Annotated in this window: 20 protein-coding genes; 2 read left to right on the top strand and 18 right to left on the bottom strand. The window is 72.0% G+C overall.

Translation table 11 applies throughout. The features are described 5' to 3' along the window. Window positions 1-45 precede the first annotated feature (45 nt). Both fadD32 and ACM9LD_RS20140 read right to left on the bottom strand, forming a co-directional pair. Window positions 46-1,956 (bottom strand): long-chain-fatty-acid--AMP ligase FadD32, encoded by a 1,911-nt coding sequence (gene fadD32 / locus ACM9LD_RS20145; RefSeq protein ID WP_415678329.1) that lies wholly within the window; start codon window positions 1,954-1,956, stop codon window positions 46-48. A gap of 225 nt (window positions 1,957-2,181) precedes the next feature. After that, window positions 2,182-3,162, bottom strand: coding sequence for a TIGR03621 family F420-dependent LLM class oxidoreductase (locus ACM9LD_RS20140; protein WP_415678328.1), 981 nt, complete (start codon window positions 3,160-3,162; stop codon window positions 2,182-2,184). A 478-nt stretch (window positions 3,163-3,640) separates the two neighbouring features. Here ACM9LD_RS20140 and ACM9LD_RS20135 point away from each other — a divergent pair, with 478 nt between their 5' ends. After that, window positions 3,641-4,759: an agmatine deiminase family protein gene (locus ACM9LD_RS20135; RefSeq protein ID WP_415678327.1), complete on the top strand. Its 1,119-nt coding sequence runs from the start codon at window positions 3,641-3,643 to the stop codon at window positions 4,757-4,759. 44 nt (window positions 4,760-4,803) lie between these two features. Here ACM9LD_RS20135 and ACM9LD_RS20130 read toward each other — a convergent pair whose 3' ends face one another. From ACM9LD_RS20130 to ACM9LD_RS20090, 9 genes are all read right to left on the bottom strand, one after another. Further along, entirely contained in the window at window positions 4,804-5,748 is a 945-nt protein-coding gene (locus ACM9LD_RS20130; protein WP_415678326.1) for a cutinase family protein, read from the bottom strand. A 28-nt stretch (window positions 5,749-5,776) separates the two neighbouring features. Next, window positions 5,777-6,787, bottom strand: a complete 1,011-nt coding sequence (locus ACM9LD_RS20125; RefSeq protein WP_415678325.1) for a cutinase family protein — start codon at window positions 6,785-6,787, stop codon at window positions 5,777-5,779. Between the two features lie 4 nt (window positions 6,788-6,791). Further along, complete coding sequence (locus ACM9LD_RS20120) at window positions 6,792-7,232, bottom strand: DUF732 domain-containing protein (protein ID WP_415678324.1); 441 nt, start codon at window positions 7,230-7,232, stop codon at window positions 6,792-6,794. An 80-nt stretch (window positions 7,233-7,312) separates the two neighbouring features. Then, a complete protein-coding gene (locus ACM9LD_RS20115) occupies window positions 7,313-8,944 on the bottom strand; it encodes an alpha/beta hydrolase-fold protein (RefSeq protein ID WP_415678323.1) in 1,632 nt (543 codons plus the stop codon). Between the two features lie 21 nt (window positions 8,945-8,965). Beyond that, window positions 8,966-9,976 carry an alcohol dehydrogenase catalytic domain-containing protein gene (locus tag ACM9LD_RS20110; RefSeq protein WP_415678322.1) on the bottom strand — a complete coding sequence of 337 codons (1,011 nt, stop codon included), beginning with the start codon at window positions 9,974-9,976 and terminating at the stop codon, window positions 8,966-8,968. Then, complete coding sequence (locus ACM9LD_RS20105) at window positions 9,977-11,026, bottom strand: Gfo/Idh/MocA family oxidoreductase (protein WP_415678321.1); 1,050 nt, start codon at window positions 11,024-11,026, stop codon at window positions 9,977-9,979. Beyond that, entirely contained in the window at window positions 11,023-11,511 is a 489-nt protein-coding gene (locus ACM9LD_RS20100; protein WP_415678320.1) for a GNAT family N-acetyltransferase, read from the bottom strand. Before ACM9LD_RS20100 ends, ACM9LD_RS20105 begins: the two co-directional genes overlap by 4 nt. After that, window positions 11,508-12,743, bottom strand: a complete 1,236-nt coding sequence (gene hemA, locus ACM9LD_RS20095; RefSeq protein WP_415678319.1) for a 5-aminolevulinate synthase — start codon at window positions 12,741-12,743, stop codon at window positions 11,508-11,510. Before hemA ends, ACM9LD_RS20100 begins: the two co-directional genes overlap by 4 nt. Window positions 12,744-12,813: 70 nt before the next feature. Then, the gene (locus tag ACM9LD_RS20090; protein ID WP_415678318.1) at window positions 12,814-13,983 is read right to left on the bottom strand and encodes an MFS transporter; all 1,170 of its coding nucleotides are present in this window, start codon (window positions 13,981-13,983) and stop codon (window positions 12,814-12,816) included. Between the two features lie 184 nt (window positions 13,984-14,167). On the opposite strand from ACM9LD_RS20090, the gene ACM9LD_RS20085 reads away from it, so the two are divergent. Continuing rightward, entirely contained in the window at window positions 14,168-15,037 is an 870-nt protein-coding gene (locus ACM9LD_RS20085; protein WP_415678317.1) for an alpha/beta fold hydrolase, read from the top strand. Between the two features lie 13 nt (window positions 15,038-15,050). Here ACM9LD_RS20085 and ACM9LD_RS20080 read toward each other — a convergent pair whose 3' ends face one another. The 7 genes from ACM9LD_RS20080 to glf all read right to left on the bottom strand — a co-directional run bounded on the left by ACM9LD_RS20080 (window position 15,051) and on the right by glf (window position 24,108). After that, window positions 15,051-16,016, bottom strand: coding sequence for a GGDEF domain-containing protein (locus ACM9LD_RS20080; RefSeq protein ID WP_415678316.1), 966 nt, complete (start codon window positions 16,014-16,016; stop codon window positions 15,051-15,053). Window positions 16,017-16,115: 99 nt separating this feature from the next. After that, window positions 16,116-17,498, bottom strand: coding sequence for an FAD-binding oxidoreductase (locus ACM9LD_RS20075; RefSeq protein ID WP_415678315.1), 1,383 nt, complete (start codon window positions 17,496-17,498; stop codon window positions 16,116-16,118). Further along, window positions 17,498-19,504 carry a flagellar motor control protein ZomB gene (gene zomB / locus ACM9LD_RS20070; RefSeq protein WP_415678314.1) on the bottom strand — a complete coding sequence of 669 codons (2,007 nt, stop codon included), beginning with the start codon at window positions 19,502-19,504 and terminating at the stop codon, window positions 17,498-17,500. Before zomB ends, ACM9LD_RS20075 begins: the two co-directional genes overlap by 1 nt. Further along, a complete protein-coding gene (locus tag ACM9LD_RS20065) occupies window positions 19,482-20,402 on the bottom strand; it encodes a decaprenyl-phosphate phosphoribosyltransferase (RefSeq protein ID WP_415678313.1) in 921 nt (306 codons plus the stop codon). The genes zomB and ACM9LD_RS20065 overlap by 23 nt, the downstream gene beginning before the upstream one ends. Then, entirely contained in the window at window positions 20,402-20,944 is a 543-nt protein-coding gene (locus ACM9LD_RS20060) for a phosphatase PAP2 family protein (RefSeq protein ID WP_415678371.1), read from the bottom strand. Before ACM9LD_RS20060 ends, ACM9LD_RS20065 begins: the two co-directional genes overlap by 1 nt. A gap of 35 nt (window positions 20,945-20,979) precedes the next feature. Then, entirely contained in the window at window positions 20,980-22,905 is a 1,926-nt protein-coding gene (locus ACM9LD_RS20055) for a glycosyltransferase (protein ID WP_415678312.1), read from the bottom strand. Continuing rightward, window positions 22,906-24,108 (bottom strand): UDP-galactopyranose mutase, encoded by a 1,203-nt coding sequence (gene glf, locus ACM9LD_RS20050; RefSeq protein WP_415678311.1) that lies wholly within the window; start codon window positions 24,106-24,108, stop codon window positions 22,906-22,908. Between the last annotated feature and the right edge of the window lie 699 nt (window positions 24,109-24,807).

Genomic DNA, 24,807 nt, shown 5'->3' with positions numbered 1-24,807 from the left:
CCAGTCGCGGGAGATGAAGTTGTGGGGTGCGAGCGCCGGTGGGCGCTACTGGACGTTGTTCGCGTCGGCGTCGGGGAACGCCGTCTGCGTGTAGCCGCCGCGGAGCGTGCCGTCGATGTACGCGGCGCGGCCCGCGCGCCGGGCGATCTTGCCCGAGCTGGTGCGGGGCAGCGAGCCGCCGGGGACCAGCAGGATGTCGCGGGCCAGCACGCCGTGCGCGGCGCCGACGGCCGAACGGATCCCATCGGCCAGGGCCTGCTGGTCCTGCTTGGCGCCGCCGGCGCCGAGCTCCGCGACGATGACCAGCTGCTCGCTCTGATCGTTCGGGTCGAAGGTCAGGCCCGAGTGGGCGTTCTCGAAGACCGCGGCCGGCAGCTCGTTGGCCGGCACCGAGAAGGCGGCCACGTAGCCCGTGCGGATGTACTTGGTGTTCGACTCCTGCGCCGTGAACTCCAGGTCCTGCGGGTAGTGGTTGCGGCCGTCGACGATCACCAGGTCCTTGACGCGGCCGGTGATGTACAGCTCGCCGCCGTGGTAGACGCCGAAGTCGCCGGTGCGCATCCACTTGGCCTTCTCGAGGTTCTTCACGCCCTCGGAGTGGCTGCCGTCGGAGAGGGGGGTCAGGTAGTTCTGGAAGGTCTCGCGGGACTCCTCGTCGCGCTCCCAGTAGCCCGAGCCGATGTTCATGCCGTGGAGCCAGATCTCGCCCACGGAATCGTCGGGCACCTCCTTGCCGGTCTCCGGGTCGACGATGCAGGCCCACTGGCTCAGCGCGATGTCGCCGCAGGAGACCTGCGGGACGGCGCCCTCGGCACCCTCCTCGGAGACGACGAAGGTGCCGGCGGCCAGCTGGTCGCGGTCGACGTAGACCACGCGGGCCTCGTTCTCGACGGGGGTCGAGCTGACGAACAGCGTCGCCTCGGCCATGCCGAAGCAGGGCTTGATCGCCTTCGGTGAGAGGCCGTACGGGGCGAAGGCCTCGTTGAACTTCTTCATCGACGAGACGGTGACGGGCTCGGAGCCGTTGATCAGGCCCTTGACGTTCGACAGGTCGAGGGTCTCGCCCTCCTTGGGCAGGCCGCGGGCGGCGGCGTGCTCGTAGGCGAAGTTCGGGGCGGCGGCGAAGGTCTCCGCGCCGTCCTCGACGGCGGCCAGTTCGTTGATCCAGCGGCCGGGGCGGCGGACGAACGCCGACGGGCTCATGATGGTGATGAACTTGCCGCCGAGCGCGGGCAGGATCACCGTGAGCAGGCCCATGTCGTGGAACATCGGCAGCCAGGTGACGCCGCGGGAGTTCTCGTTGAGGTCCAGCGCGTGGATCATCTGGATCACGTTCGTGCCGACGGCCTCGTAGGTGATCTGCACGCCGGCCGGGTTCCGGGTGGAGCCCGAGGTGTACTGCAGGTAGGCGATGGTGTCGCGGTAGATCGGGAACGGCTTGAGCGTCGAGCCCACCGAGTCCGGGATGGCGTCCACGGCGATGATGCGCGGGCGCTCCTTGGCCGGCAGGTGCCGGAAGAAGTTGCGGCAGGCCTCGGCGGAGCCGGAGGAGGTCAGGATGGCCGTCGGCTTGCAGTCCTCGAGCACGATGCGCAGGCGGTCCGTGTGGCCGGGCTCGTCCGGGCTGAACAGCGGCACCGCGATGTTGCCGGCGTACAGGGCGCCGAAGAAGGCGGTCACGTAGTCCAGGCCCTGCGGCGCCAGGATCGCGACGCGGTCCTCGCGCTTGGTGATGTGCTGCAGGCGGGCGCCGATCGCGCGCAGCCGGGCGCCGAACTGCGACCAGGTCAGCTCGTGGACGACGCCGTCGCGCTCGCGGCTGTAGTCGATGAAGCGGTAGGCGAGGGTGTCGGCACGCTCCCGTGCGTTGCGCTCGACGAAGTCGACCAGCGTGGTTCCGGGGCGGAAGAAGATGTTGCCGTCTTCGTCCAGAAACTGGTCAAACTCGTTGTTCATGCATTGCTCCTCGTCACCGACGCCGGGCGGCTGACGGTCATACAGTGATACATCGCGTGGCGGCGACGGCCCGTTGCGGGCCTGTGCGCCACCTCATAGTGCTTGATATCCGCAACATGTTTCACCCGTTCGGGGTGTTACCACGCTGTGAAAATCCGCAAACCCGACTATCGTACCGCGCACCGTCGGGCAGGACGAAAACCGTGAGGTCGGCACGGACCGGGCTCACTCGCCCTTGAGCTGCTCCAGGACGGGCGCGAAGGCCTCCATCTGGGTGGGGATCACGCCGACGTAGGACATGCCCGTGGCGGCCCGGGTGGCGCGGACCTGGTCGGCGATCTCGTCGAAGGTGCCGATCGCGAGGTAGGGCGAGCCCAGCACGTCGTCGATCGTCACCTCCTTGTCGATCTCGATGCTCGCCGAGAGGCCACGCTCGATGGCCTTGAGCGCGAAGTCGGCGACCTGCTCGCGGTCGTCGGTGATCACGATGGTGGCGATCGACCAGGAGAGCTCGATGTCCGCGAAGCGGTCGCCCGCCGCGGCCTTCACGATCTCGACCTTCTTCTTCACGGCGTCCATGGACATGTCCGAGATCTTGAGCTTGCCCTCGGACGAGCTGCGCGGGTTGATCGAGACGACGTCGGCGCGGCGCGCGGCCAGCTCCAGCGTGCGGCGGGCGCCGGCGCCGATCGCGATCGGCGGGCGCGGGCCCTGCCGCGGCCGCGGGTAGCCCTTGAGCTCCTTGACCCGGAAGACCTCGCCCTCGAACTCGGCCTCCTGGCCGCGGAGCAGTGCGTCGAGCACCGTCAGGCCCTCGTCCAGGCGCTGGAAGCGGCGGTCGGGCGACTCGAACTCGATACCCGCTTGATCGAAGTCCTCCTTGAAGGCGCCGAGGCCCAGGCCCACCTCGAGGCGGCCCTTGGACAGCACGTCGATGGTGGTGAGCTCCTTCGCCAGCACCGCCGGGTGCCGGAAGGGCATCGCCAGCATCGACGTCGCCAGGCGGATCGTGGACGTGCTCACGGCCAGCGCGCCCAGCGCGGCCAGCGGTCCCACCTGCGCGTCCAGCCGGTCCGGGATCGCGAAGGTGTCGAACCCCAGCTCCTCGGCCTCCTGCGCGAGCTTGACGAACTTGCGCGCGCCGCCCTCGTCGGCGTTGCCGGCGCCGCCGGCCGCGAACCGGAACTTGCGGGGCTCAGTGGTCACGTGTGGGTACTCCTGGTCGGCTGGGGTGCGGTCGTGAAACGTTGCGCACAGCCTAACGGTTGCCCGACGGTGCCTCGGCCGCCCCGCGATTCCGGAGCGATCCCTCCCCGCTGTGAATCCGCGGCTCACAGCACACACGAAGCCATATCCGGCCTCCTGTGCCCGGCAAGCCGTGGATTCACGGACGGTGCGGACCCGTCACCGCGAGACGGAGTACCGGCCGTCCCCCGCGCGGCGCCGAATCCCCTGCCTGGCGGTCGCTCCCCCACCAGGCGCCGTTCCTCCGGTGGGGGCTCGGTCGTCCCCCGCGCGGCGTTCGCTCCCCCNCCCAACGCCGGCTCTCCCCCACCACAAGCCAGACGTCCTGCAGGGGCTCGGTCGACCCCCGCGCGGCGTTCGCTCCCCCGCGGAACGCCGGGACCGGCGACAATGGGCGGGCGGGGCTGGAGAGGCCGGCACCGTCGGAAGAGGTGGCGCGATGCGACGACGGAACTTCCTCCTCGCGGCGGCGGCGGCCGTGCTGGCGGCGTGCGGCGCACCGTCGACCACCCCGGCGGAGCGGTCGCCCGTGGACCGGGGCGGGCGACGGTGGCGCATGCCCGACGAGGGCGAGCGGCACGAACGCACGTGGATGGCGCTGGCCGCGCGCGAGGATGTGTGGGGCGGGAAGCTGCTGCCCGACGTGCAGCGGACGCTCATGCTCATCGCGACGACGATCGGCCGGTTCGAGCCCGTCTCGATGCTGGTCCGCCCCGACCAGCTGGACGCCGCCCGCGCGCTGCTCGGCACCGCGCCGGGCGTGACCCTGGTGCCCGCCGAGCTCGACGACCTGTGGATCCGCGACACCGGCCCGACGTTCGTCACCGGCGACAGGGGGCTCGCGGGCGTCGACTTCAACTTCAACGGGTGGGGAGACAAGCAGACCCACGACGCCGACGCGAAGGTCGCCGGCGTCGTCACCGCGCAGGCGAGGGCCGAGGCGGTGCGGACCGACCTGGTGATCGAGGGCGGGGCGCTGGAGGTCGACGGCGAGGGCACCGCGATCATCACCGAGAGCTGCGTGCTCAACGACAACCGGAACCCCGGCTGGACGAAGCAGCAGGTCGAGGCGGAACTGGGCGAGCTGCTGGGGATCGAGAAGGTGATCTGGCTGCCCGGCATCAAGGGCAAGGACATCACCGACGGGCACACGGACTTCTACGCGCGGTTCGCCGCGCCCGGGGTGGTGGTGGCCGCGCAGGACGACGACCCCGACTCCTTCGACCACGAGGTGACGAAGCGTCACCTGGAGATCCTCCGCGGCGCCACCGACGCGAAGGGACGGAAGCTGCAGGTGGAGGTGCTGCGCGCGCCCTCGACGGTCCGCGAGCGGTACGCACAGGACGACGACTTCGCCGCCGGGTACATCAACTTCTACCTGTGCAACGGCGCGGTGATCTGCCCGCAGTTCGGCGATGCCGAGACCGACGGCGAGGCCCGCGCGACGCTGCAGCGGCTGTTCCCCGGCCGCGCGGTGGTGCAGCTCGACATCGACCCGGTCGCCGCGGGCGGCGGCGGTATCCACTGCGCCACCCAGCAGCAGCCGGCTCGCCCCTGACGTGTGTACCGCTGACCACCGCACAGGTGGTCAGCGGTACACGGCTACTTCGTCTTCGGCGCCTTGTCGATCACGCCGACGGCCCAGCCGGTGAGCCACTGCGTGGCGGTCTTGCCCTCGAGCGACCAGTTCGCGGTGGTGCCGTAGGCGGCGTGCGAGTTCTGCGTGATGGTGGAGATCACCTGCGGCAGGCCGGTGGCCAGGCCCAGCAGCCCGCCCTTCGGCTGGTTGCAGATGGGGTCGTTGGAGCCGCAGATCGTGACGACCCTGTCGTTCACCGAGCCGAAGCCGCCGTCGCGCTTGCCCTGCAGGTCGACGCCCGAGAAGCTGAAGCCGGCGAACGTGACCTCGACGCCCTCGCCGGCGGGGTCCGGGCCGATGGCCCTGCCCTGACCCTGGACGCGGCGGCTGTCGGAGATCAGGCCCACGCCGAGCAACCGCTCGGCGGCGATCGGTCCCCTGCCGGCGCCGATCTGCGCGGCGATGTTGCCGGCGATCGTCGCGCCCTGCGAGAAGCCGACGAGCACGAAGCCGGTGCGAGGGCACTTGTCCTTGACCGCGGTGATCTTGGCGATCGCGCGGTCGGTGCCCTGCTGCCGCGACGCCTGGTAGGTCATCTGGCCGTCCGGCGGCACCGCGACCGGGTTGTGGAACTGGGCGGCGTAGTTCACCGTCCAGATGTCGGCGCGGGCGTCCGCGTACCGCTTGTCCAGCGGGTTGGTCACCTGCAGCATCAGCGAGCGCGGGTTGAACGTCGGCGCCTCGGGCGAGTCGGTCGCCGAGGACTCCCAGGTGCCCGGGAAGGAGATCAGCTGGACGTCCGGGCAGTCCGCGGCCTGCGGCCCCGTCGGCGGCCCGGGCGGGGTGGGCTCCGGCTTGCGGATCATCGTGATGATGAGCGTGATCACGACGATGATCGCGATGATCGCGGCGATGATGACGGCGATGCCGAACACGCGCCCGGCCTTCCGCGCTCCCTGACTCTTCATGCCTGCCATTCCTCTGTGAATACCAGGGCTAGCTGTGGGGAGGCTTAGGCGCCTTGTCGATCACGCCGCGCGCCCAGGCCTGCAGCCACTGCGTGGCGGTCTGCCCGTTCGACGACCAGTCCGTGGTCGTGGCGTACAGCGCGTGCGAGTTCCCGGTGAGCACCTTCTGCAGCTCGGGCAGCGTGGTCGCGATGTTGCCGGCCTGGAAGATGTCCTTGGGCTGGTTGCAGATCGGGTCCTTGTTGCCGCACAGGGAGACGGTGCGGTCCTTGACCGCCCCGAAGCCGCCCTCGCGCTTGCCGCGCAGCGACAGGCTGCCGAAGCTGAAGCCGCCGTACGCGACCTCGACGCCCACGCCGGGCGGGTTCGGGCCCGCGGTGCGGGCGTCGCCGGGCTCGCGCCGGCCGTCGGAGATGAGGCCCACGCCGAGGATGTTCTCGGCGGGGACGACGCCCTTGCCGGCGCCGACCTCGGCGGCGATGTCGCCCGCGATCACGGCGCCCTGCGAGAAGCCCATCAGCACGAAGCCGGTGAGCTTGCACTTGTCGTAGACCTTCTTCATCTGCGCGACGGACTTGTCGTAGCCCTCGGTGCGGGACGTCTCGTAGGAGGCCTGCCCGTCCGGCGGGATGGCGACGGGGTTCGACAGCTGCGCGACGTACGGGGTGGTCCACACGTCGGCGCGGCTGTCGGGCAGCGCGGCGGCGAGCGGCCCGGTAATCTTGAGCATCAGCGAGTTCGGGTTGAACGTCGGCCAGTAGGGATCGTCCTTCGACGACGACTCCAGCGTGCCGGGCACCGAGATGACCTGCACGTCCGGGCAGTCCGCGGGCTGCGAGGTGGGCCGCGCCGCGGTCGCCGACGGGCTCGACGACGAGCCGTCCGGCGAAACCGGCGGCAACTCCGGGCCGGGCCGCAGCCACGTGCCCACCAGGATCGCCAGCAGCACCAGCGCGATGATCACGACGACGCCGACGATGATCGTCACCGGCGAGAACCTGCGTCCGCCGCCCGGCTTTCCGGGCTCCTGATGCGTCACGGGATCACTTCTTGCAGTAGGAGGTCCGCGCCTCGGTGATGAACTTCTTCGCGTTCCCGGAGGCGGCGTCGCCGTCGTACGGGCCGAGGATGCCCACCACGAAGGGCTCGAGGTTCTTGGCGTCGCGGCCCGACTTGTCGTACTCGCACGCGAACTGCGCCGCGTTGATCACCACGTCGTCGGGGGCCTTCACGCCGTCCGCGCGGACCTTCGTGATGAAGTCCTTGTCCTTCTGCGTCAGCGCCGGGTTCGCGGCGGAGCTCGCGCCCGGGTAGCCCGACGGTGCCGTGGCCGATCCGGGGGCGGTCGCGGGCAGCGACGTGGGCTCGCCCTCCACGGGGGTGGTGGGCGCCTCGACCGTCGAACTGCCGCCGCACGCGACGGCGCCGAGCAGCAGGCCGCCCGTCATCACTGCGGCCACGAGGGCTCCCCGAAGTCCAGCCATGTCTTCTCTCCTTGAAGTACGTCCGGAACGCAACGCTGCCAGGCTACCGGCAGCGCCGAAGCGCAACCCTCGGCCGGGCGTCAGCGTGCGGTCGCAACCCCGTTGACCAGCGCGATCACGCCGCGCTCGAAGCGCTGCTCGAAGCCGCCGGGGATCGGCGTGGAGTCGGCGACGGGGTAGCCGAGGCGGCCGCCCTCGTAGCCCTGACGACCCCACTCGGCGAAGATCGGCCCGTTGTTCACCACGGTCGCGGGCGTCTTCGGCGACCAGTAGACCTGCCCGCCCTGGAACCGCTGGAAGGCACCGGCGGGGAGCTTCGTCTCGTCGCCCAGTGGCAGCCCGAGCGCCGAGCGCTCGTAGTTCAGGGCGGCGTACTTGTCGCGGATCGCACCGCGCACCGCGCGCGCGCCGGTCTGCGGGCTCCAGTAGACGGTGCCGTGCTGGAACTGCTGGTAGCGGCCCTTCTTGTCGGCCAGCGCGCGCTCGCCGCCGGTCGGGTACCCGAGCGGGCCGCCGGGGCCGCCCGTCCCCAGGTAGGCGCCGCCGATCGCGCCGCCCACGACCTGCGCGCCGGTGTCGGCCGACCAGAAGACCTGGCCGCCGCGGAAGTCCTGCGCGCGGCCGCCGGGCACGGCGTACTCGACGGTGACGCACGAACCCAGGGTCGGGGTCTTCGGAGCGGCCTCACCGATGGCGCCGGCGATGCCGCAGGGCTTCGGGTTGGCGACGCCGAGGGCCGCCTGCACCTGCGGCCACGCCTGGCCGTTCTCGAACTGCCAGTACGGCCAGCTGTGGTTGCCCGACGGGCGGTACAGCGCGTTCGCGGGGATCCCGAGCCTGTTGAGCTCGATCGCGAAGGCCTGGTTGGACGAGCGGGCGAGCACCTCGAGCGCCATCGCCTGCAGGTCCGTCGGCGCGCCGGTGCCGCCCGAGCCGTTGCCGGAGCTGAAGTACAGGCTGATGCCGCGCAGCTTCTCCGCCAGCTTGAGCGGATCGTGCTGCGCCCAGGCGGGATCCGTGGGCGGGCCGTACATGGCGTCGGCGTTGAAGCCGCCCGCGTCGCGCATGGCGATGCCGATCGACTCGGGGGTGCCCGGGGTGCTGGTGGACAGGATGCCGGAGTAGGAGCCGGCGAACCGGTACAGGCCCTTGTTGCGGGCGGCCAGGGTGAAGGCGGCGGTGCCGCCCATGGAGACGCCGGCCGCGGCGCGCGCGTCGGTGGCGCGCCAGCCCTGCTGCAGCAGCGGCGGCAGCTCCTTGGCGAGGAAGGTCTCCCATTGGTAGTTCTTGCCGTTGTCGGGGCGCTTCCAGTCGGTGTACCAGCTGGACTGGCCGCCGACCGGCAGGACGACGGTGACGTTCTTGTCGCGGTAGAAGTCCGCGACGTTCGTCTCCAGCAGCCACCCGTTGCGGTCCTCGCGCGCCCGCATCCCGTCGAGCAGGTACAGCGTGGGGAACTTCGCCTTGGGGTCGGCGTGCCAGTCGCGGGCCAGGAGCAGCTGGACCGTGATCGAGTCGTTCATGGCCGCGGAGTAGACGGTGAGGTCCACCTGGTGATCGCCCTGCCACTGGGCCCCGGTGATCCGCGACTTCGCGGGGGCCGGGTCGGCGTGCGCGGGCGCGGGGTTCAGGGCCGACGGTGCCGCCACGACGGTGCCCGCCGCCACGGCCCCGGCGACGAGCAGCGTTCCGATTCGGCCCAGCGATGACATGGGACCAGTGTTACACGCGTGTCATTCGCCGTCCCGGTGCCGCGCCAGGGCGAGCTGTGACGAGCGCGACGGCACGGACGCGGTCCGTCCGACGGGCCCGCACTCCCACCAGCGCAGCACCACCCGTCCGCGGCGGTGCCGCGTGGCGAGCCGCTCCTGCGCCGCCGCGGCCTGCTCCGGGACGAACCGTTCGATCGGGCCCACGATCTCGGGCCGCCGTAGCACCCGCCGGTTCCACCACGCGAGGCGTTCCGCGACGCGGGTCGCCCGCCGGACGTTGGCCTCGACGCGCCGCCGGTGCGCGAGCGTGTGGACGGTGTCGGCGCGCACCGCGACGATCGTGTCGACCGGGGCGAACCACGCGGTCAGCGCCGGGCCGAGGCCCGCTGCGTCGACGATCGCGTCCACCGGCGGCGCACCGTCGGACTCGAGGGCCGCGCCGTCGAGCACCAGGTCGGCCCCGATCCGCCGCAGCAGGGGCCCGTCGGCGGGGCGGGCGATCGCGATCGTGGTGAGCCCGGCCGCGTTCGCGGCGGAGACGAGGAACCGGCCGAGTGCGCCCGCGGCGCCGGTGATGGCCACGGCGGTTCCGGGGCCGAGCTCGTCCACGATGGACGAGGCGGTGACCCCGTTGAGGGGGATCGCGGCGGCGACGTCGGCGGCGAGGCCGAAGGGCAGCGGCGCGGCGCGGTCCGCGTCGACCGCGACGTACTCGGCGTAGCTGCCCGCGTGCGCGCCGGCGCCGGGGAGGGTGAGGGCGTCGACCACGGCCCCGACGGGCAGCCGCGGGCTCCGCGAGGCGACCACTTCGCCCGCGCACTCCATGCCGAGGACCAGCCCCGGCCCCAGATCGCCCGCGTACGCGCGCATGCGCCCGGTCCGGAAGCTGACGTCGACGGGGTTGACGCCGCAGTACCGGTTGCGCAGGATGACGCGGTCGGGGCCGTCGAGGGTCTTGACGTCGTCGAACGCGGTGAGGACCTCGGGGCCGCCGAAGTCGTGGACGCCGATGCAGCGGCCGGCGAAGTCCACCTACCCCAGCCTCTCGGGATCGAGCCGGTCGAGCACGGATCGCGCCGGGCCGCCGCCGTACTCGGCCGCGGACCGCGGCGCGGCCGAGATCTCGACGAGGAGCCGCTGCAGCGCGACGGCCTCGGGGTAGCGGGTGTACCGGCGGCCGAACCTGCCGTCGAGCAGGTCGAGCCAGAACCGCACGAGCTTCGCCGTGCCCGCGGGGCTCCCGTCGGCCGGCGGCGTGAAGTCCAGGACGACCGGGGGGACGGTGCCGGCGGTGGACCAGTGCCGGACGCGGTCGAAGTCCCACGCCGGGTCGTCGAACCGGATCTCGAAGTACTCCCGCTCCCCGCCGCGCCCGACCGCCGTGATGTCGAAGACCCGGGAGCGGCTCGGGTGGCCGAATCCGGCGTACCCGGTGACCACGGCGCCGCCCAGCTCGAAGGCCAGCTGCACCGTCTCAGGCAGCACGGTGCCCGCCGCGGCGTAGTCGGACTCCACGACGGCCACGGATCGGAGGCGGACGTCGCGGGCGCTGCCGCCGAGGAGGTGGATCGCGAGGTCGAGCGGGTGGATCACCTCGGAGACGACGCCGACGGTGGGCCGCGGGTCGTCGAATCTGTTCTTGGCCCAGGCGAAGTCGATCCGGGCGATCCGCAGGCCCACCGCGGCGACGCGGTTCCGCACATGGTCGACGGCCGCGGAGTACCGCTCGATCGTGTTGAGTGCGAACCGGTCCCGCTCCGCCCACGCCGCCGCCCAGTCGGCCCCGACGTCCTGGTGCGGGGCGACGAGCGGCTTCTCGCTGACGACGAATCCCGGCGCGGCGCTGAGCAGATCGAGGATCGCGTCGTGCTGGTCGTCGTTGACGGCGTTGATGAGGAAGTCCGCGTCGCGCAGCGCGTCGGCCAGATCGGCGGGGGCGAGCGCCGCGAGCCGGGCGGTGTCGTCGCGGCCGTGCTCGCGGACCTCGACCTCCTGGGCTCCGGCGAGCCGCGTCGCGGCGCGCAGCGCCTCACGTAACCGGGTGCCCTCGTAGCCGGTGCCGAACAGGTCCGCCCGGGTCATCGCAGGTCCTTCCGGAAGTGGGTCTCGCCGTCCTCGGCGTAACCCCTGCCCCGGTACAGCGCCTTCGCGGCCGGGGTCGACGCCAGCACGACGGTGCGCGCGCCCCGTCTCTGCAGCCATTCCTCCCCCGCCGCGGTCAGCCGCGCGGCGAGACCCCCGCCCCGCGCCGGCGGCGCGACGAACACGCCCTGGATCCAGCCCGTTCGTCCCGTCGGGGCCGCGGGGCCCGCGAGGTGCCGGTCGACGATCGCCGTGAGCGTCCCCACCACGGCGCCGTCGACGACGGCCACCAGGGTGCGGGCGTCCGGGTTCGCTCCCCGGAGCTCCTCGTCGAGCTGCGCCCGGTAGTGCGGGCGCCAGTCGTCGGCCCCGGTCGCCCAGGGCGCGCCCGGGTCCGAGGCGAACAGCTGCTCCCGCAATCGGACCACGGCGTCCACGTCGCCCGCGGCGAGCGCGCGGACGGCGAGGAGGGCCGCGGCGGTCACTCGATCCCCAGGTCGCGGAAGACCGTTCCGAGCGCGGTCGCGAGGTGCTCGATGTGGTCGTACGTGTGCGCCGGGGTGACGTTGATCCGGAAGCGGCTGGTGCCCGCGGGCACGGTGGGCGGGTTGATCGGCTGGACGTAGATCCCGTACTCGTCGAACAGCTTTCGCGCGGCCCGGGTGCACAGGAGCGCATCGCCGATCCGCACGGGGAGGATGTGCGTGGACGAGGCGGGCATCACCGTGATGCCGTGCGCCCGGAACCGCTGCCGCAGCAGCTCGGTCTTGGCCTGCAGATCGGCCCGCAGGTCCTCCGCCCCGCGGACGATCTCGACGCTGCGCCGTGCGGCCACGCAGGTCGCCGGCGGGAGCGCCGTGGTGAAGATGAAACCCGGTGCGAAGGAGCGGATCGCGTCGATCAGCCAGTCCCGGCCCGCGATGAAGCCGCCGATGACGCCGATCGACTTGGCGAGAGTGCCCTGCACGATGTCGATCTCGTCCAGCAGCCCCAGCGAGGACGCGATGCCCGTGCCCTGCGGGCCGTACATGCCGATCGCGTGCACCTCGTCCAGGAACACCAGGGCGCCGTGCTCCTTGGCGGCGGCGACGAGCTCGGCGATCGGCGCGACATCGCCGTCCATCGAGTACACGGACTCGAAGACGACCAGCTTCGGCACCCCCGGGTCGGCCGCGCGCAGCTGCTCGCGCAGGTGGTCGACGTCGTTGTGGCGGAAGACGTGCCGCGCGTTCCGGTTCCGCCGGACCCCCGCGATGATCGACGCGTGGTTGAGCTCGTCGCTGAAGATCTGCAGCTCCGGGTAGACCAGGCTGAGCGCCTCGATGGTGGCGTCGTTCGAGCCGTACCCGGTGGGGAACACCAGCGCGCGCTCCGTGCCGAACCACTCCGCCAACACCGCCTCCAGCGCGATGGTCTCGCGGTTCGTGCCGCCGATGTTCCGGGATCCGCCGGCGCCGACGCCGTACTCGGCGAGCGCGGCCTGCGCCGCCGCGATGACCTCCGGATGCTGCGCCATCGCGAGGTAGTCGTTGCTGCACCAGACCACCACATCGGGATCACCCGACCCGGCGGCGCCGACCGCGGCGGCGGGGAAGGCACCCGCCCGGCGGTTGATGTTCGCGAAGGTGCGGTACTCGCCGACGGCGCGCAGCCGGTCGAGCCTGCCGCGCGCGACGGATTCGTAGTGGTTCTGGGTCTCGAGCAGGGAGGAAGACACGCCGGTACTCACTTTCGTCGAAGTGGTGGAGCGAGGAGGGTGGCCGAGAAGGTGCTGCGGATCGCGACCGTCAGGCGACGGTGGCGGTCTGATCGACACCGGCGCCGCGGGCGATGCGGAGCCGGACGAGTTGGAGGAGGAAGGCGAGGAGGAGCGGACACGCCGCGAGGAGCGCGAGGGAGCCGCCGACGGCGCCGCCGGCCACGAGCGCGGCGCCCGCGGCGGACCCGATGGCCGATCCGAGGTAGTTCGCGGAGGCGTTCGCGGCGACGGCCGTCGGCCCGTTCTCGCGGGCGGCCGCGAGCAGCGTGTGCTGCTGCGGCGCCAGCGAGGACCACCCCAGCGCGCCCCAGAGGAAGAGCCCGGCGGCGAGGACGACAGCGGCGGGCTCGAGGCCGATCACGAGGAGGACGAGCGCGAGCGTGGCGGTGATCGCGGCCGTGATCGCGAGGGTGTTCTTCAACGCGTCGACGATCCGCCCGATGGCGAAGACGCCCACCGCGCCGCCGATCCCCCAGATCCAGATGGAGAGCGTGAGGTGCTCCGACAGCGACGAGGTGGAGAGCAGCGGACTGATGTAGGTGTACAGGCCGAGCGAGCCGATCCCCGTGAACAGGGTGACCAGCACGGTGAGCAGGGTGGGCGTCGCGGTCAGGGAGCGCAGGCGCGCGGTCAGACCCGGCGCCTCGATGCGGGGCAGGGGCTCGCCGCCGCGGAACCGCACGCCCAGGAGCGCGAGAACGCCGAGCGCGGTGATGATCCCGATCGTCGCGCGCCAGTCGATGCGCTGCGCCACGAGCAGGCCCAGCGGCACGCCGAAGACGCTGCCCGTCGCCATCCCGGCCAGCACCAGGCTCAGTGCCCGGCCCCGGCGCTCGGGCGCGACGAGGTGCGCCGCGACCGCGGACGACAGCGGCGAGTACACGCCGGCGGCGGCACCGGCGATGACCCGCGCGACGATGAACACCGCGATCGTGGGCGCGAGGACGGTCAGCAGGTTGCCTGCGGCGAACACCGCCAGCGCGATGGTGAGGTTGCGGCCCGAGTCGCGCCCGGCGTGCCCCGCGAGCAGCGGGCCCGACACGGCGTACGCCCCGGTGAAGGCGGTGACGCCGAGGCCGACGAGCGACTGCGTGGTGTGCAGGTCGTCCGCGATCGTCGGCAGCAGGCCCGCGATCACGTAGGCATCGAGTCCCAGCGCCACGCTGCCGATGATGAACGGCCACAGTGCACGTACCACGAAAGATCACTCCCCACGTCGTCGCCGATCCGGCGAAGTCCCATTCCTGCGGCTAACTACATAGGAGCCCGCACCCTCAAGCAACCGGTGGCGGCGGTTCGAGTCATCACTGCTCGCAACCTTGACGAGCCGACGTGATACGACTTCAGGAACGGAAGACGGACGAAACGAATGAGGTGATCGCATGGCGGACGTCGTGGGAACGCCGTTCACGCTGGACGTGAACGGGCTGACGGTCGCGGGCGACCGCTGGGAGGCGACGCCCGCCGACGGCGCCGGGACGACCCTCGTGCTGCTGCACGGCGGCGGCCAGACCCGGCACTCGTGGGACCGCACCGCCGCGGCGCTCGCGCAGCGCGGGCACACCGTCATCACGCTCGACGCCCGCGGCCACGGCGACACCGCATGGGCCGCGGACGGCGCGTACGCGCTGGGCGACTTCGTCGGTGACCTCCTGGGCGTGCTGCGCACGCTCGACGGTCCGCCGCCCGTGCTGATCGGGGCCTCCCTCGGCGGGATCACCAGCCTGTGCGCCGTCGGCGAGAACCCCGGGATCGCGTCCGCGCTGGTCCTCGTGGACGTCGTGGTGGACGCGGAGAAGAAGGGGATCGACCGGGTCACCGACTTCCTCGGGGCGCACACCGACGGCTTCGTCACGCTCGACGAGGTCGCCGACGCCGTGGCCGCGTACAACCCGGCCCGCAAGCGCGCCCGCAATCTCGAGGGGCTGAAGAAGAACGTGCGGCTGCGCGCGGACGGCCGCTGGTACTGGCACTGGGACCCCGCGTTCATCCGCGGCGACGACCGCAACGAGGCCCGCATCCAGGACAAGGGGCGGCTCGGCGCCGCTGCCACCCACGTCACCGTCCCCACGCTCATCGTGCGCGGCGGCAAGTCCGACGTGGTGAGCGACGAGGGCGTGGCGAAGATGCTGGAGCGGGTCCCGCACGCCGAGGTCGCCGACGTCAGCGGCGCCGGGCACATGGTGGCGGGCGACGACAACCAGGTCTTCGCCGCCGCGATCGAGGACTTCCTCGACCGGCACCGCCTCTGACGACGGACCGGACTCAGGGGCGCGAGGTGGGCTTCGACCGGAGCATCGCGGCGTCCGCCGCGGCGATCGCGGCACCGGTGTCGGCGTGCTCGGACACGCGAACGGCGCCGACCGTCGTGCTCACCTCCACCTCGGTGCCGGCGACCGCGATCGGCTCCCGCCCGACCGCCGCGCGCAGGCGCTCGACGAACTCGTCCGGATCGGCGTCCGCCGCACGGGAGACGATCACGAATTCGTCGCCGCCGACCCGGTAGACCACGTCGTCCGGCCCCATCGCCGAGTCGATGCGGCGGGCGACGCCGCGCAGCAGCTCGTCGCCCGCGCCGTGCCCCAGCCCGTCGTTGAACCGCTTGAACCGATCCAGGTCGGCGTACGCCACCACGGAGACGGCTGCCGACTGCTCGTCGTCCGCGAGCATCAGCTCGAGGGCGTGCCGGTTCGGCAGCCGCGTGATCGCGTCGGTGGTGGCGGTGTTGTGCAGGGTCCGGGCCGCGGACCGCAGTTCGAGGACGCTCATCGCGAGGTCCGCGAGGTCGGCCAGCCCCCGGATCTGGCGGTCGCTGAGCTCCCGCGGCTCGGGGCCGTAGATGCGGACCGTGCCCACCGGCAGCCGGTCCGCGGTGCAGATCGGGGCCGCCGCGAACAGGTGGATCGTGGGCTTCGCCAGATGCAGGAAACGCTTCGCCTGAAACCGCTCGTCGACCTGCGCATCCGGCGCGTACAGGACCTTGTCGTCCTCGATGGCGAGCGCGCAGAGACTGTCCTCGCGTGAGGCGTGCACCGGCGGCGTGCCGTACGAGGCGACCGTGTAGTGCCGGTCGAAGTCGAGGATGTTCACCGAACCGAACGGCACCTCGCACAGCACCGCCGAGAGCTCCGCGATCCGCTCCAGGTCGGGGACCGGCGGCGAGTCCATGATGCGCAGCGACTTCACCGCGGCGACGCGGTCGTGTTCCCGGGGGTGCAACAGAACGGTCACGGTTGCATCTCCTACTGAAGCTCGGTTCGTCTTGCTATTCGAAACAGGGTACGCCGTCCGGCACCGGGAAGCGCCACATTGCGCCCTATGAAGACGCGGTTACCGGGCGCCGGCGTCGCTCGACGGCCGTCGGCCGACCTCCGGATCGAGGACGGCGCCCGGGTTGAGCAGCCCGGCGGGATCCCACGCGTCTTTGATGCGCCGCATCAGGGCCACCTGTTCCGGGCCGCGCTGCCGCCCGAGCCAGGCGCGCTTCGCCCGGCCGATGCCGTGCTCGGCGCTGACGGTGCCGCCGAACGCCAGGACCCGTTCCAGCACGACCCCTTCCAGGCGGTCGGCCAGTTGCTCGGGGATGCGTCCGCCGGCGCGGGCGAGGAGGTTCACGTGCAGATTGCCCTCGGCGAGGTGCCCGAAGAGCACGGGCTCGACGTCCGGGGAGGCCCCGGCCACCGCGTCGACGATCGCCGCGCGGGCGGGCGCGAGGGACTCCACCGGCACGCCCACGTCGAGCTTCACCGGCACCCCGGCGGCGGCCACGGCCTCGGTGGTGCGGGCGCGGAAGCGCCACAGCCGCAGGCGGTCCTCGCCCTCGGCGACGGCGATCCGGTCGTCGGGCAGCAGGTCGTCCACCGCCCCGGCCGCGTCGAGCGGCCCGTCGAGCTCCGCGAACACCCAGCAGCCGTCCGTCGGGAGCGGCGCGGGCGCGTCGAGGTGGCCCGCGACGCGGGCGACGGCGGCACCGTCGGACCACTCCAGCGCGAGGAGACCGGGCAGGCCCCGCAGCACCGGCACCGCGGCGACGGCCGCGTCCGGCGAGGGGAAGGCGAGCGCGAGCACCGTCCGCGCGCGCGGCGCGGGGTCGAGGCGCCAGGTGACGTCGGTGATCACGGCGAGGGTGCCCTCGGACCCGACGAGCTGGCCGACGAGGTCGTAGCCCGTGTTGTCCTTCGGCGGCGGGCGGCGCCGATCCAGGACGGCACCGTCGGGCAGGACGGCCCGCAGCCCGGCGATGCGGGCCCGCGCCGTGCCGTAGCGGAGCACCTCCGCTCCCCCGGCGTTGGTGGCGGCAGCGCCGCCGACCGTCGCCGACTCCCCCGACGCGAGCGAGAGCCCGCAGGTCAGGCCGCGCGCGGCGGCGAAGGATTCCAGGTTCGCGAGGGTGACGCCGGCGCCGGCGACGACGGCACCGTCGGAGACCTCCCCGATCGCGTCGAGCCCGCGCAGCGACAGTACGACGGCGCCGGCGGGCGGCACCGCCCCGGCGACGAGGCCGGTGTTGCCGCCCTGCGGGACCACCGGCACGCCCGCGGCAGCGCACGCCCGTACGACGGCGGAGACCGCCTCGACGGTCCGCGGGCGCGCGACGATCGCGGGGCCGCCGCGCCACCGGCCGGTCCAGTCGGCGACATACCCGGCGACGGCGTCCGCGTCGGTGAGCACGGAGCAGTCCGCGATCGCCCGCAACGCCCCGCTGAGATCCATCAGGGCTTCGGCATCGACTTCTGGTCGTCGGTGAGCGGCGGCGGGACGTCCATGCGGCACATGCGCAGCGTGTACTCCGGCACCCGGTCGATGCGCAGCTTCATGTTCGCGAGCGAGAGCTTGAAATTGCGCTTGAACAGGTCGAAGGTGAGCGGCGCCGCGTACGAGTCCTGCAGCTGCTGGATCTGCGGGCAGGTCAGCGCGACACGCGACTGGTTCACCCAGTCCGGATCGATGAACGGCGGCAGCGCCGGCTTCTTCGGGTAGGCCTTCGCCTCCGCGACCGCCCAGTCCGGGAACATCTCCTTGTCGTGGCCGATGCGGCCGTCCTCGAGCCGCGCGGTGTGCGAGGCCATCGGCCAGGCGAGGCCGATCTGGTCCCACACGCGCACGTCGAGCGGCAGGTTCATGCCGGTCATGCCCAGGTTGGTGAAGAAGACGGTCTGCCGCAGCGGCACGTCGTCCGGCCGCGGGTAGGGCAGCGGATCGATGAACCACCAGTCGTAGTCGAACGACGGCAGGTAGACGCCGCCGCGCGGGGTCGCGCGCAGGATCTCCTGCAGCGACGTCATGCGCGGGTAGTCGAGGTAGTCGTCCGCGGTGAGCGGGTGCGCGTGGCCCGTCTGCAGCGAGTAGAAGGCCCGCTCGTCGACGATGCCGGTGGTCCCGATCGCCGTGCCGTCGGGCTGGCCGCGGAAGGTCGTGGCGTGCAGCGCCCAGCCGAGGACCAGCACCCACAGCACGGCCGCGACCGCGGCGCCGGCGGTGCCGGTCGCCAGGCGGGCGATGCCGCGGACCGTCGAATCCTCGGGGCGGCGCGACGGGATCCGCAGCGGGATCACCATGACCGGCAGGAGCAGCAGGAACAGCGGCGCGAGCAGCACGCGGCCCGACATGAAGTCGCCGCCCTGGCGCAGCCAGTACAGCGTCTCGATGAGGCCGCCGAGGAACATCACGGCCACGATGACCGCGGGCCGCTGCAGGTGATCGCGCAGGCCGCGGACGCCGCCGCGCGGCAGCCGGAAGCGGCCGGTCAGCGGGGCGCGGGCGCCGCGCGCGGGCAGCAGGATGATCGGCATCGCGATCGCCAGCGCCAGCACCGGCAGCCACAGCGAGTACGGCTCGACGAGATTCATCAGGTAGGTGAAGCCCTGGCCCCACTTCGAGCCGCTGGCGTCCTTCGCGACGGCCGTGTTCGGCACGGGCAGGCCGTAGTAGCCCATCCGGAAGATCTGGTACCCGACGGGCAGCAGGCCGGCGGCGGCGGTCAGCGCGAGCCGCAGCTTCAGCCCGACGGGCGCGAGGAACATGACGATGAGGACGAGGCCGCCGACGACCGCCATCTCGGGCCGCACCAGCCAGGACAGGCCGGCGACGAAGGCTGTCGCGCACGTGAGGATCCAGTACCGGACCTGCTCGCGCCGCTCGACGGGCGCGCGGTCGGCCTGCGACCAGCAGATCGCGAGGTACCACAGGAGTGCCACCCAGAAGATGGTCAGCGAGACCTCGAGGCCCGACGTCGCGAAGTCGCGGGCCGGGGGCAGCGCCATGTAGACGAGGCCGCCCGCGGGCAGGAGCAGCAGGCCGGAGCCGCGCAGCCGCGCCCAGCCCGGGCCGCCGCGGTACAGACGGGCCGTGCCGAGCATGGCGAGCGGGATCGCGGCGACGGACAGCACCAGCGCGACGGTGAGCACCACGTACTCCGTCTGCACGCCGCTGATCCAGGAGAAGAACCAGATGAGGTACGTCCACGCGGCGGAGGTGTTGACCTCGACGCGCTCGCCCGCGTTGAAGACCGGGCCGTTGCCGGCCAGCAGGTTCCGGACGGTGCGCAGCACGATGAGGCCGTCGTCGGCGATCCACCGGCGCTGCCAGGCGCCGTAGCCGAACAGGACCGCGCACGCCGCCACCCCGAGCCAGAAGCTGACTCGGGGTGCGGAGAAGGTCGACGGGGCCGTGCCGGCGGACTCGCCGGCCCGAGCGTCAGGCGAAGTAGACCGCGGCAACGACTGTTCCGATCCACGCGATCGCGAGCACCTGCAGCACGCGGTCACCCAGCGCGATCTCCTCCGGCTCGCCCGCCTCGCCGCCGTCGACGTCGACGGCGTAGCGCAGGATCGCGACGGTGAACGGCACCATCGAGAGGGCGTACCAGATGTTGTCGGGGTGCTTCGTCGTGTCGAAGGCCCACATGCCGTAGCAGAGGACGACGGCCGTGGCCGCCAGCGTCCAGACGAACCGCAGGTACGAGGTGGTGTAGTACTCGAGCGACTTGCGGATCTTGGCGCCGGTGCGCTCGGCGAGCTGCAGCTCCGCGTACCGCTTGCCCGCGGCCATGAACAGCGAGCCGAAGGCCATCACCAGCAGGAACCACTGCGACAGGCCCTTGGGCAGCTCGGCGGCCACGCCACCGGCGACGGCGCGCAGCAGGAAGCCCGAGCTGACGATGCAGATGTCGATCACGGCCTGGTGCTTGAGGCCGAAGCAGTAGCCCAGCTGGATCACGATGTACGCCGCGATCACGATGGCCAGTTCCTTGTTCGCGAGCAGCGAGACCGCGATGGCCCCCGCCCCGAACAGGAACGACAGCACGTAGGCCAGATTCACCGGCACCACGCCGGCGGCGATCGGGCGGTAGCGCTTGGTGGGGTGCGCGCGGTCGGCCTCGACGTCGAGGGCGTCGTTGATCAGGTAGATCGACGAGGCGGCCAGGCAGAACGCGATGAACGCGATGCCGACGTTCCCGAAGTTGACGAACTCCAGCTGGTCGCGCCCGGCGGCCAGCGGGGCCACCACGACGAGGACGTTCTTGACCCACTGGCGGGGCCGGATCGCCTTGATCAGTCCGGTGGCGAGGTTCGACGGTGCCTTCGGCTCGCCGTGCTCGATCGGCTCCTCGCTCATCAGCTGTTCGATCCCTTCGTCGTTCGACGCGCCGCGCGGCGCGTCCACAGTCTCTCACCCTCGATCGCGGCCAACGCGGTCGCCGCTCCGATCGCGGCACCGGCGGCGACGTCCGTCGGGTAGTGCACGCCCAGCACCATGCGGGAGGTGAGCATCGGCGGCACCACCGCGGCGGGCGCCAGCACGGCGCCGCCCGGGACGCCGGACGCGCGGCCCAGCAGGATCGCGCCGGCCGTCGAGCTGGTGGCGTGCGACGACGGGAAGCTGAGCTTGCTCGGGGTGCCGACGCCGACCGTGATGTACGGATGATCGGGGCGCTTGCGCCGCACGATCCGCTTGATCACGACGGACGCCGCGTGCGCGACGAACGCGCCGACGCCCGCGGTGACGTACTCCTTACGGCGCTTCGGCTGCAGCACCGCGCCGAGCGCGGCGAGGCCGAGCCAGCCGAGGGAGTGCTCGCCGAAGTGGCTGAGGCCGCGGGCCGCGGGCAGCACGCCCGGGCGTCCGGCCAGCTGCGCCTGCACGCCGACGAGGATCATCTCCTCGGGGCTCAGGGCCTGCTCCGGAGCGTTGCTCACTTGCTCTCCTCGATCTCGTTCCGCTCCGCTTCCCGCGCCGCGGGCTCGAAGATCTCGGACCAGGCCTCGCGGCTGGTCAGGTCGGTGTACGCGGCGCGGTAGCGCTGCTGCATCTCGGCGAACCGGCGGTCCACCTCGCGGTGCACGGCCAGGCTCTCGCGCATGAGCGCGAACATCTTCTCCCGGTCGCGCTGGCGGTAGACCACGCCGCGGCCGTCGGCCGTGGTGACGGTGACCCCGTCGACCCGGCCCAGGCTGAACCAGCGCGCCTCGAGCGGCGGGTAGTTGGCCTGCGGCACCTCGTGGTTGTGCGGGTCAGCGGGGCGCAGGTTGTTGCGCACGGCCTTGACCAGCGTCGACACCTTGGTGACGGGGTTCAGCGGGATCTTCGTGCCGAACGCCGTGGCCTGGCCGCTGGTGCGCGGCAACTCGGTGGCGCTGGGCAGCACGACGGCGTCCGGGTACTCCTTGCGCATCGCGGCGATCTTCGGCAGCGCGGTGGGCAGCAGCTCGTAGAGCGCCTCGGGGCCGCGGAGGAAGTCGCGCATGGCCTCGATCTGGATCGCGACCGTCGAGTACTCGAGGCACAGCAGGTGCTTCATGAGCGCCTTGATCGAACTCTTGATGATGCCGCGGTGATCGCCCTCGTGGTGGATCGACGCGACGACGAGCCGGTTGCGCAGGTGGAAGTAGGCCTGCCAGTCGATGGCGTCGTCCTTGTCGGACCAGGCCATGTGCCAGATCGCGATGCCGGGCACCGTCGCCGTCGGGTAGCCGGCGCGGGCGGCACGCAGGCCGTAGTCCCAGTCGTCCCACTTGATGAACAGCGGCAGCGGCAGCCCGATCTCCTCGGCGGCGACGCGCGGGATGAGGCACATCCACCAGCCGTTGCCGTCGACGTCGATGCGCCGGTGCAGGTTCTTGCTGTTCTCCTTGTCCTTCAGCGGGTACTCGGAGAAGTCGTGGTCGTACTCGACGAAGGGCGCCGCGGTCCACATGAAGGAGCCCCGGTCGATGACCTCGCCCATGCAGTGCAGGTGGCTGCGGTCCTGCAGGTTGAGCATCTGCCCGCCGACCAGCATCGGGGTCTTCGCGAACCGCGCGAACTGCAGCGCGCGCAGGATCGAATCGGGCTCGATCGCGATGTCGTCGTCCATGTACAACACGTACGGGCTGTCCGTGAGGCGCAGCGCCTCGTACATGATGCGGCCGTAGCCGCCGGAGCCGCCGAGGTTGCCCTGCTCGAAGCGGCGGTACCGCTCGCCCAGCGGGGCGATCGCGGCCGCGTAGTCCGGGTGGTCGATGACCTTCTTGTTGCCCTGGTCGGGCATGAGCACGGCGTCGATCACTTCGTCGACCAGCGGATCGCTGGTCAGCGCGGCGATCGCGGCGACGGCGTCGTCGGGCCGGTTGAAGGTGGGGATGCCGACGGTGACGCGCTTGTCCAGCAGGCCCTCCTCGCCGATCGTCGCGTACCAGCCGGCGGAGATGATCTCGGTGTCGCTGTCCGCGGTCACGTCGAACCAGATCCAGCCGCCGTCCTCGAACGGGCCGAGGTCGGTGGCGAACTCGGCGACGCCGTAGCCGGTGGCGTCGGTCTGGACCAGGTCGCCGCCCAGGGCGATGCGCGCACCGTCGACCTTGGAGCGGTAGAGGTCGACGCGGGCCGTGCCCTTGAGCTCGATCCGCAGCACCACGTCCTTGAGGACGGTCCAGCGGCGCCAGTACGATGCCGGGAAGGCGTTGAAGTAGGTGGCGAAGCTGACCTCGGACTCGCCCGCGACGTTGAGCGACGTGCGGGTGGGGGCGTGCGAGCGGCGCGAGTTGGTCTCGGCCTCCTCGAGGTACAGCGAGCGCACGTCGAGCGGCTCACCCGGGCGCGGCAGGATGACGCGCTGCAGAAGGGTCTTGGCGCTGGTCACTCAGGCCTCCTCGGTGAGCGCGGCACCGGTTTCGAGATGCGGGCGCAGGGTGTTGTCGAACATCGACAGCGCGCTGGCGATCGCCATGTGCATGTCGAGGTACTGGTAGGTGCCGAGCCGGCCGCCGAACAGGACCTTCCGCTCCGCGGCCTCGGTCTTGGCGAGAGCCCGGTAGGCCGCGAGCATCTCGCGGTCCGACGGCGTGTTGATCGGGTAGTAGGGCTCGTCGTCGTCGTTGGCGAAGCGGCCGTACTCGCGCATGATGACCGTCTTGTCGGTCGGGTACGTCGTGCGCTCGGGGTGGAAGTGGCGGAACTCGTGGATGCGCGTGTACTGGACGTCGGCGTCGTTGTAGTTCATCACCGGGGTGCCCTGGAAGTCGCCGACCGGGAGCACCTCGGTCTCGAAGTCGAGGGTGCGCCAGCCGAGGCGGCCGGCGGAGTAGTCGAAGTAGCGGTCCAGCGGGCCGGTGTAGACGATCGGGGCGTCCGGGGAGGCGGCGACGATCTCGTCGCGCACGTCGAACCAGTCGGTGTCGAGCCGCACGTCGATGAGGTCCGAGGCGGCCATGTTCTCGAGCCAGGCGGTGTACCCGTCGACGGGCAGGCCCTCGTGGGTGTCGTTGAAGTAGCGGTTGTCGAAGTTGTAGCGCACCGGCAGGCGGGTGATGTTGCCGGCGGGCAGGTTCTTCGGGTCGGTCTCCCACTGCTTGGCCGTGTAGTGCTTGATGAAGGCCTCGTAGAGGGGCCGGCCGATCAGGGAGATCGCCTTCTCCTCGAAGTTCGCCGCGTCCTTGGAGTCGAACTCGGCGGCCTGCTCCTGGATCAGCGCCTTGGCCTCGTCGGGCGTGAAGTAGCGGCCGAAGAACTGGCTGACGAGGCCGAGGCCCAGCGGGAACTGGTAGGCCTGGCCCTTGTGCATCGCGAAGACGCGGTGCTGGTAGCCGGTGAAGTCGGTGAACTTGTTGACGTACTCCCACACCCGCTCGTTGGAGGTGTGGAAGAGGTGCGCACCGTACTTGTGGATCTCGATGCCGGTCTCCGGCTCGGCCTCCGAGTAGGCGTTACCGCCCAGGTGCGGGCGGCGCTCGACGATCAGCACCCGCTTTCCCAGCTCAGCGGCCGTGCGCTCGGCGACGGTCAGGCCGAAGAAGCCGGAACCCACCACGATCAGGTCATAGGACTGGGGAGAAGAGGTTGCCACGGACGTTCAGGGTACCGGCCGGGCGGCGTGGATGACGCCACCCGGCCCGGGCCTGTGACTAAGCCGCAGCGCCCGGCACCGTCGGGACGGCCAGCGGGGTCGATCCCGCCGGCGCCGCGGGTGCCGCCGGGGCGGCGGGTGCGGTGGTCGCGGCGGCGGCGGGAGCGGACGGTGCCGCGGGTGCCGCCGGGGTCGCTGGGGTGCTCGCGCCCGGGGTGGCTGCGGCCGTGTCACCGGGGGTGACGGGGACCGCGGGGACGCCCGTCGGGGTGTCGCCCGGGGTCGGGTTGATGCCGACCACGTCGCCCCAGCCCGGGATCAGGTTGAGCAGCGGCAGCGCCGGCAGGCTCGGCGCGCCGCCCGCGGCGAAGGCCGTCGCCCAGTTGAGCAGCGTGGCGGGCGCGGAGACGCCCGACGGGACCACCTGGGCGCCGTTCGCCTTCGAGTAGTAGATGGTGCCGTTCTGGTACGACTGCAGCATCGAGCCGTCCGGGAAGGCGATCGGGTTCGCGACGACGCGCCCGAGCGTGCCCTTCTCCCCGCCCGCGGCGGCGTACGCGGCCTCGACCGCGGCCTTGCCGGTCACGGCCTGCGCCACGGGCGCCGCGGCGGAGGCGGCGGGCGGCGCGGGGATGCCCGGGATCGCGGGCGCGGCCGGAGCGGTGGGCGCCGCAGGCNCGGCGGGGGCCGCTCCGGCGG

This window comes from Tsukamurella hominis (assembly GCF_965137015.1).
GTDB lineage: Bacteria > Actinomycetota > Actinomycetes > Mycobacteriales > Mycobacteriaceae > Tsukamurella > Tsukamurella hominis.
Note: the sequence above shows the minus strand (reverse complement) of the source record. Positions and strands in the feature narration are given on the sequence as shown.

Bases quoted from the DNA above. Each gene is read 5' to 3' on its own strand.
- fadD32 (WP_415678329.1), bottom strand. From the start codon at position 1,956: ATGAACAACGAGTTTGACCAGTTTCTGGACGAAGACGGCAACATCTTC.
- ACM9LD_RS20135 (WP_415678327.1), top strand. From the start codon at position 3,641: ATGCGACGACGGAACTTCCTCCTCGCGGCGGCGGCGGCCGTGCTGGCG.
- ACM9LD_RS20130 (WP_415678326.1), bottom strand. From the start codon at position 5,748: ATGAAGAGTCAGGGAGCGCGGAAGGCCGGGCGCGTGTTCGGCATCGCC.
- ACM9LD_RS20120 (WP_415678324.1), bottom strand. From the start codon at position 7,232: ATGGCTGGACTTCGGGGAGCCCTCGTGGCCGCAGTGATGACGGGCGGC.
- ACM9LD_RS20115 (WP_415678323.1), bottom strand. From the start codon at position 8,944: ATGTCATCGCTGGGCCGAATCGGAACGCTGCTCGTCGCCGGGGCCGTG.
- ACM9LD_RS20105 (WP_415678321.1), bottom strand. From the start codon at position 11,026: ATGACCCGGGCGGACCTGTTCGGCACCGGCTACGAGGGCACCCGGTTA.
- ACM9LD_RS20085 (WP_415678317.1), top strand. From the start codon at position 14,168: ATGGCGGACGTCGTGGGAACGCCGTTCACGCTGGACGTGAACGGGCTG.
- ACM9LD_RS20075 (WP_415678315.1), bottom strand. From the start codon at position 17,498: ATGGATCTCAGCGGGGCGTTGCGGGCGATCGCGGACTGCTCCGTGCTC.
- ACM9LD_RS20065 (WP_415678313.1), bottom strand. From the start codon at position 20,402: ATGAGCGAGGAGCCGATCGAGCACGGCGAGCCGAAGGCACCGTCGAAC.
- ACM9LD_RS20060 (WP_415678371.1), bottom strand. From the start codon at position 20,944: ATGATCCTCGTCGGCGTGCAGGCGCAGCTGGCCGGACGCCCGGGCGTG.